The sequence below is a fragment of the Faecalibacterium sp. An58 genome, from assembly GCF_002161515.1.
GTDB classification, from domain to species: domain Bacteria; phylum Bacillota; class Clostridia; order Oscillospirales; family Ruminococcaceae; genus Faecalibacterium; species Faecalibacterium avium.
This window is the reverse complement of the sequence record NZ_NFHX01000007.1, coordinates 103,474-109,995: the sequence shown is the minus strand read 5'-3', so window position 1 is coordinate 109,995 and position 6,522 is coordinate 103,474. Positions and strand designations below refer to the sequence as shown.

Annotated in this window: 7 protein-coding genes; 1 reads left to right on the top strand and 6 read right to left on the bottom strand. The window is 63.2% G+C overall.

Annotated elements, in window-relative coordinates:
• Window positions 1–289 (top strand): hypothetical protein (locus B5G12_RS14785; protein ID WP_204245664.1); only part of this gene is annotated, 289 nt, incomplete at its 5' end.
• Here B5G12_RS14785 and B5G12_RS07095 read toward each other — a convergent pair.
• The 6 genes from B5G12_RS07095 to B5G12_RS07070 form a co-directional block, all read right to left on the bottom strand.
• Entirely contained in the window at window positions 233–907 is a 675-nt protein-coding gene (locus B5G12_RS07095; RefSeq protein WP_087324400.1) for a sigma-70 family RNA polymerase sigma factor, read from the bottom strand. The two genes, B5G12_RS14785 and B5G12_RS07095, sit on opposite strands and share 57 nt — an antisense overlap.
• A 23-nt stretch (window positions 908–930) precedes the next feature.
• Window positions 931–1,374: an anti-sigma F factor gene (gene spoIIAB / locus B5G12_RS07090; protein WP_087229993.1), complete on the bottom strand. Its 444-nt coding sequence runs from the start codon at window positions 1,372–1,374 to the stop codon at window positions 931–933.
• Entirely contained in the window at window positions 1,371–1,709 is a 339-nt protein-coding gene (locus B5G12_RS07085) for an STAS domain-containing protein (protein ID WP_087324399.1), read from the bottom strand. The genes spoIIAB and B5G12_RS07085 overlap by 4 nt, the downstream gene beginning before the upstream one ends.
• Window positions 1,710–1,810: 101 nt before the next feature.
• Window positions 1,811–3,115 (bottom strand): folylpolyglutamate synthase/dihydrofolate synthase family protein, encoded by a 1,305-nt coding sequence (locus B5G12_RS07080; protein WP_087324398.1) that lies wholly within the window; start codon window positions 3,113–3,115, stop codon window positions 1,811–1,813.
• A gap of 22 nt (window positions 3,116–3,137) precedes the next feature.
• The gene (locus B5G12_RS07075) at window positions 3,138–3,644 is read right to left on the bottom strand and encodes a VanZ family protein (protein WP_087230003.1); all 507 of its coding nucleotides are present in this window, start codon (window positions 3,642–3,644) and stop codon (window positions 3,138–3,140) included.
• 11 nt (window positions 3,645–3,655) lie between these two features.
• A complete protein-coding gene (locus B5G12_RS07070) occupies window positions 3,656–6,358 on the bottom strand; it encodes a valine--tRNA ligase (protein ID WP_087324397.1) in 2,703 nt (900 codons plus the stop codon).
• Between the last annotated feature and the right edge of the window lie 164 nt (window positions 6,359–6,522).

Sequence of the window (6,522 nt, the reverse complement as noted above, 5' to 3'; positions counted from 1 at the left end):
AAAGGTTCCGTTACAAGTATTCGATATTGTTCAATTTTCAAGGTCCTGCGCCGCGCTGTCTCTCGACCGGCGACCCATTTATTTTACCACATCCGTCTTTGCTTGTCAAGCTCTTTTTTCATTTCTTCTTGACGCAGCCTGGCAGCTGTGCGGCGGCATTGTCCGCCGTGGAAATTATTTTATCACAAGTTGCATCAAATTACAAGGGGAATTTACATTTTTTCTCAAAAAATCATCCATCCAGCAGTTTTTCACGCATCAGCTTCAAAATTTTCCGTTCTCTCCGTGAGATCTGCACCTGGGTGGTGTGCAGGAGTTTGGCGGTATCGCTTTGAGTTCGCCCGCCATAAAACCGAAGCCGGATCAGCTGCTGATCTTCTTCCGGCAGAGCTGCCAGCACCTCCTCCAAACTGATCCGGTCCGCCAATTCCTCCTCAGGAGAATCCACTGGGATATCCATTTGCCGCTCCTCCCCGTCATCGTTTTCAGGGGTCAGGCTCATGGCGGGCATGGAGGCCCGGATGGCAAGCGCCACGGCTTCCGGACTTTCGTTCAGTTCCTGGGCCAGCTGCCCCACCGTCATCTCAGTACCAAACAATTTCATATGGTGCTCCCGGGCGGCATTGATCCGCAACCCCAGCTCCTTGATGGAACGGCTGACCTTCACCGTCCCCCCATCCCGGAACAGCTTCTTGATCTCCCCCAGAATCACCGGCACCGCGTATGTGGAAAAGCATACGCCCCGGCTCTCATCAAAGCCGTCGCAGGCCTTGATGAGTCCCATACAGCCGGCGCTGTACAGGTCGTCGTATTCGATCCCGCGCCCCCGGAATCTGCCTGCACAGGAGTGCACCAGTCCTAGATTCTTTTCAATGAACGCGCTGCGCCGGGTCTTGTCCGATACCATAATGGCCGCCTCTCTTTTATAGATTATGTATCCTCCCCTTTGGCGGTCAGACGCTTGGTCATGGTCACCCGGGTGCCCCGCGCCGGATGGGAAGCCACCCGCACGCCATCCATAAAGCTCTGCATCACTGCAAAGCCCAGGCCGGACCGTTCCTCGGGGTCGCCGGTGGTAAAGAGAGGCTCCATGGCCTGGGCGATATCAGGGATGCCCACACCCTTGTCCGCGACCGTGATCCGCACCCTGCGGTCGGGGTAGACCGACACCGTCAGGACGATCTGTCCCACCCGGTCGGGATAGGCGTGCACGATGCAGTTGGTCACCGCTTCCGATACAGCCGTCTTGATGTCGGCCAGCTGGGGAACGGTAGGGTCATAGCGGGCCAAAAAGGCCGCCACCGCCCCGCGCGCATATGCTTCGTTGACACTGAGGGAATCGAACTGGATGCGGGTGGTATTCTCCGCTTTCATGACTGGACGCCTCCTTCTTCCTTTGCATTCTCCTTGGAGCTGGTGCAGGCGATCTGCGCCAGGGAAAGCACCCGCCGCAGCTGGGGCGGCGCGTGCTGGACCTGCAGCCTGCCGCCCAGAGCCCTGACCCGCCGCTGCCGACCCAAAATCAGCCCCACCCCCGAGGAATCCATAAACCCTACCCCCGCAAAATCCATCACCAGGACCCGGGGGCTGCGGCAGACCAGGGCGTCATCGATGCGCAGCCGCAGGTACTGGGCTGCGTCGTGGTCGATCTCGCCTGACAGATAGGCATAAAGGGTATCCCCTGCCGCGCTCAAGCTCACATTCGCCATCGCATTTCACACTCCTTTTCAAAAAAAGAAAAGATCCCATACACTCTGTTACCAGTGTACGGGATCTTCGGTTCTGTTTTTAGTGAAGTATGTCGATACGCTCAGATCCGGCGCTCCGCCCGGGCTTCCAGCAGCTGTTCCGCCTCCAGGGCAAGTTCCTCACTGCCGCAGACCAGCATGCCGCGGCCTCCTGCGGCCTGGGCCTGTTCCATCGCCTCGGACAGGTCGGGGCACACTTCCACCTCAAAATGAAAGCGCGCCAGATCGGCCAGTTTTTGGGCCAGGCCGGGGTCGGCCCCGCCGGGCACCGTCACATAGAGCTTGTCGATGGGGCCGCCCTCGGACATGCCGGGCATCTTTGCCTTGTCCCTGGTCTGTTCGTCGGGCAGCAGGCCGTTTTCCAGAGTGGCAAAAAAGTCCGCTGCGCCTTCCTCTCCCCGCAGTCCGATGACCGCGTTGAGGTGCCGCACCTTGGCCAGCTGCAGCACCCGCACCAGGGCCGCCGCCTGCTGGGGCGTGCGGCAGGCATCCAGGATCATCAAGGGCCGCTGGGCCATGATCCGGATGCTGCTGCGGTTGCGCACCCCGGCCAGGCCCGCCAGGATGGCTTCATCCTGGATATCGCAGCCCCTGCGCCAGAGCGCCAGAGCCAGTTCCACCGCAATGGCTGCGTTGCCTGCGGCGTGCAGACCCGGGAAGTCCGGGGAGATCTGATAGCCGCCATAATCCATTTGGGCGGCAGTCCCCTCCCCGCCCTCGGGGATGGTGATATCTTCTTCCTCCGGGACCACCAGCTCGCAGTCCGTTTTGCCCGCCGCCACGATGATCTCGGTCAGGGCGGGCTTGGGCTGGCCGGGGGCCGTGACACAGACCGCCCCCTTGCGCATGACGGCGGCCGCGTCGTGGGCAAGCCGCTCGATGCTGCGCCCAGTGCCGTCGGGGCCGATGTGCGTCACCGCACAGGCAGGCACCTGGGGCAGCGCGCCGGCCAGGGCGCCGTCGGCCGCCTCCACCACAGCAAAGGTACAGTCCGCCGCCTCAAAGCAGGCGCAGGCAGCCGCCAGCTCCGCCGCTCCGCGGGACAGCAGGGTAGTGTCCAGGATGCGGTCCGCCGCCTCGGTGTAGGCATCGGGGCAGACGTCCGCGGCCGGGCGGCCGTCCAGGGTGATCCGCTGTGAGAGCGGCCGGGCGCCCGCCTGGTACAGACCGGTAGCAAAGCCCGCCGCTGTCAGGATGCCCGCCGTCAGGCAGGCCACCGCCGTCTTGCCGGCCGTGCCCGCCACCGGCAGGTACTGCACCCGCCCCGCCTGGGGCAGGGCCGCCCCAAAGTCCTGGGGCGTATCGAATCCTTCGGGCAGGGAGGCAAAGAAAGCGTCTGCCTCGGGGATGGTGTGGATGGTGGACATGGTGTGTTCCTTTCTGGCCTGTTCAGCCGTGGCGGGACGCAGGCCTGCGCCGCCCCAGCAGCAGCCCGATCAGCCACAGCAGGGCCAGGGCCAGAGCCATGCCGGTCACTACCCCGCCAAAGTCGATCCATATATCGGTCACCTGGCTGCTGCGCCCGCCCGAAAACAGCTGGATGGTCTCATCCGTCAGAGCCGTCAGCAGGCCGGCCAGCGCGGGCCAGCTGATGAACCGCCAGGCGTGTCCGGTGACCGCCCGGGTGGTCAGCAGCAGCAGGAATCCTTCCAGGCTGTATTCACAGAAGTGCGCCGCCTTGCGGACGGCGTGTTCGGTCAGGCTGGCGGCAGCGCCGGGATGCCCCAGGCGCCGCAGCAGTTCCTGCAGGGTGCGCAGCACCCGCTGGCTGGAGTTCGATGAGACGCGGGCGGGCTGCATCGAGTTGGAAAAGATGAACCAGATCGTCCCCGCCAGGGCCAAAAGCAGCAGTCCCCCTATGATCAGCTGCCACAGCTGCTTGCGTTTGATGGTCATAGCCTTGTTCCTCAGCCCAGCGCTCGGATGCTCTGCTGGATGTTGGCCAGCTTATCCTGGCTGCGGGCAGCTTTGGCGCGTGTCTCCTCCACCAGAGCGGCGGGAGCCTTCTCCACAAATTTGGGATTGGCCAGCTGCTTTTCAAACATGGCCAGCTCCTTCTCCGCCTTGGCCAGCTCCTTGTTCAGCCGGGCCAGCTCCTTGTCCCGGTCGATCAGCTCCATCATGGGGATGAAGCCGCGGGCCGCGTGGGTGGACACCTGCACCATGCCGTCGGTGCTGCCCTCGTATTTGGAAGTGAAGGTGACGTCGGTGGCAAAGGCGAATTTGGCCAGATACACATTGGCCTGCTGGAAGGGGGCGGGATCCGCCGTCTCGATCACCATGCTGGTGCGCTTGGCGGGGTGGACGTTCATCTCGGTGCGCATGGTGCGGACCGCCTTGATGTAGTCCATCACCTTTTCAAAGGCGGCTTCCTCCTCCGGCCAGCTGTGGGCGGGGTCTGCGGTGGGCCAGGCGGCGGTCATGATGGTCTCGCCGCTGCCGGGCAGGGCCTGGTACAGCTCCTCGGTGATGAAGGGCATGAAGGGGTGCAGCAGTCTGAGAGCCTGGTCCAGCACATACACCAGCACCCGCCGGGCGGTGTCGGCCTGGGCCGTATCCCCCGAGTTCAGACGGGGCTTGGCGATCTCGATGAACCAGTCGCAGTAGACGTCCCAGATAAAGCTGTTGATCTTGGCGGCAGCCAGGCCCAGCTCATAGTGGTCGATGTTGTCGGTCATGGCGCCGGCCACCTGGCTCAGTTTGGTCAGCACCCACTTGTCGCTCATATCCAGCATCGCGCGGTCGGGCAGGCCGGGGACAAAGTCCTCGGGCAGGTTCATCAGCACAAAGCGGGTGGCGTTCCACAGCTTGTTGGCAAAGTTGCGGGCGGCCTCCACCTTCTTTTCGCTGTAACGCATATCGTTGCCGGGGGTCGAGCCGTCCACCAGCATGAAGCGCAGCGCATCGGCGCCGTACTGGGCGATGACTTCCAGCGGGTCGATGCCGTTGCCCAGGCTCTTGGACATCTTGCGGCCCTGGCTGTCCCGGACGATGCCGTGGATGCAGACGGTGTGGAAGGGGGCTTCGCCGGTGTAAGCCAGGCCCGAGAAGATCATCCGGCTGACCCAGAAGCCGATGATGTCATAGCCGGTGACCAGGGTGTCGGTGGGATAGAAGTATTTCAGGTCCTCGGTCTCCTCCGGCCAGCCCAGGGTGCTGAAGGGCCACAGGGCCGAGGAGAACCAGGTGTCCAGGGTATCGGGGTCCCGGGTCAGATGGGTGCTGCCGCACTTGGGGCACGCCGCCGGGGCCTCCTTGGCCACCACGGTCTCGCCGCATTCGTCGCAGTACCAGGCGGGGATCTGATGGCCCCACCACAGCTGGCGGCTGATGCACCAGTCCCGGGTGTTCTTCATCCAGTTCATATAGTTCTTGGTGAAGCGCTCGGGCACAAAGCGGATCCTGCCCTTTTCCACCGCCTCGATGGCTGGCTTGGCCAGGGGCTCCATCTTGACGAACCACTGACGGGACACCATCGGCTCAATGGTGGTGTGGCAGCGGTAGCAGGTGCCCACCTCATGCTTGAGGGGCTCCACCTCTTTGAGGTAGCCGCCGGCCTCGAGATCGGCCAGGATGGCCTTGCGGGCTTCCAGGGTGGTCATGCCGGCGTATTTGCCGCAGTCCAGCACCCGGGGCTCGTTGACGGTGTTCTTGCCCGCCTCGAACAGGGCGTCCGCAGCGGCTTTGTCGGCGGCGCCGGTCATGTGCCCGTCGTAGGTGAACACCCGCACGATGGGCAGGTCATGGCGCAGCCCCACTTCAAAGTCGTTGGGGTCGTGGGCCGGGGTGATCTTGACCACGCCGGTGCCCTTGGTCATGTCGGCGTGCTCGTCGCAGACGATGGGGATCTCCTTATTGAGCAGCGGCAGGATGACGTGGCAGCCGTGCAGATGGGCATAGCGGGGGTCATCGGGGTTGATGGCCACAGCGGTATCGCCCAGCATGGTCTCGGGGCGGGTGGTGGCCAGCTCCAGCATCTCCCCGGTCTCCTTGACCGGGTACAGAAGGTGCCAGAAATGGCCGTCCTGTTCGGTGTACTCCACCTCGGCGTCCGAGATGGAGGTATTGCAGTGGGGACACCAGTTGACCATCCGGTTGCCGCGGTAGATCAGCCCTTCCTTGTACAGCCGGACGAACACCTCACGCACCGCGTCCGAGCATCCTTCGTCCATGGTGAAGCGTTCCCGCTGCCAGTCGCAGCTGCTGCCCAGCTTCTTCAGCTGGCTGACGATCCGGTTGCCATAGCGGACCTTCCAGTCCCAGGCCCGCTCCAAAAAGCCGTCCCGCCCCACCATCTCTTTGGTCAGGCCCTCTTTGGCCATGGCTTCCACCACCTTGGCCTCGGTGGCGATGGATGCGTGATCGGTGCCGGGCACCCACAGGGCCGCATACCCCTGCATCCGCTTGGTGCGGATCAAGATATCCTGCATGGTGTTGTCCACCGCGTGGCCCATGTGCAGCTGGCCGGTGACGTTGGGGGGCGGCATCACGATGGTATAAGGCTTTTTGTCGGGGTCAGCCTTGGTGTGGAAGTAGCCCCCATCCTGCCAGAACTGGTAGATCCGGTCCTCCACCTGGCTGGGGTCGTACTGTTTTGCGAGTTCTTTCATCAAGCAACCTCCAGAGTATCATCAAAAATCCGAGCTTGTGGGGACAACAAAAGCCGCCCCACGGCGAACCATGGGACGGCTGAACTTCGAGCCGCGGTACCACCCAAATTGCGCCCATCTCCATGATGGGCCGCCTCTTGATGCCCCGGTAACGTGGGGCAGGC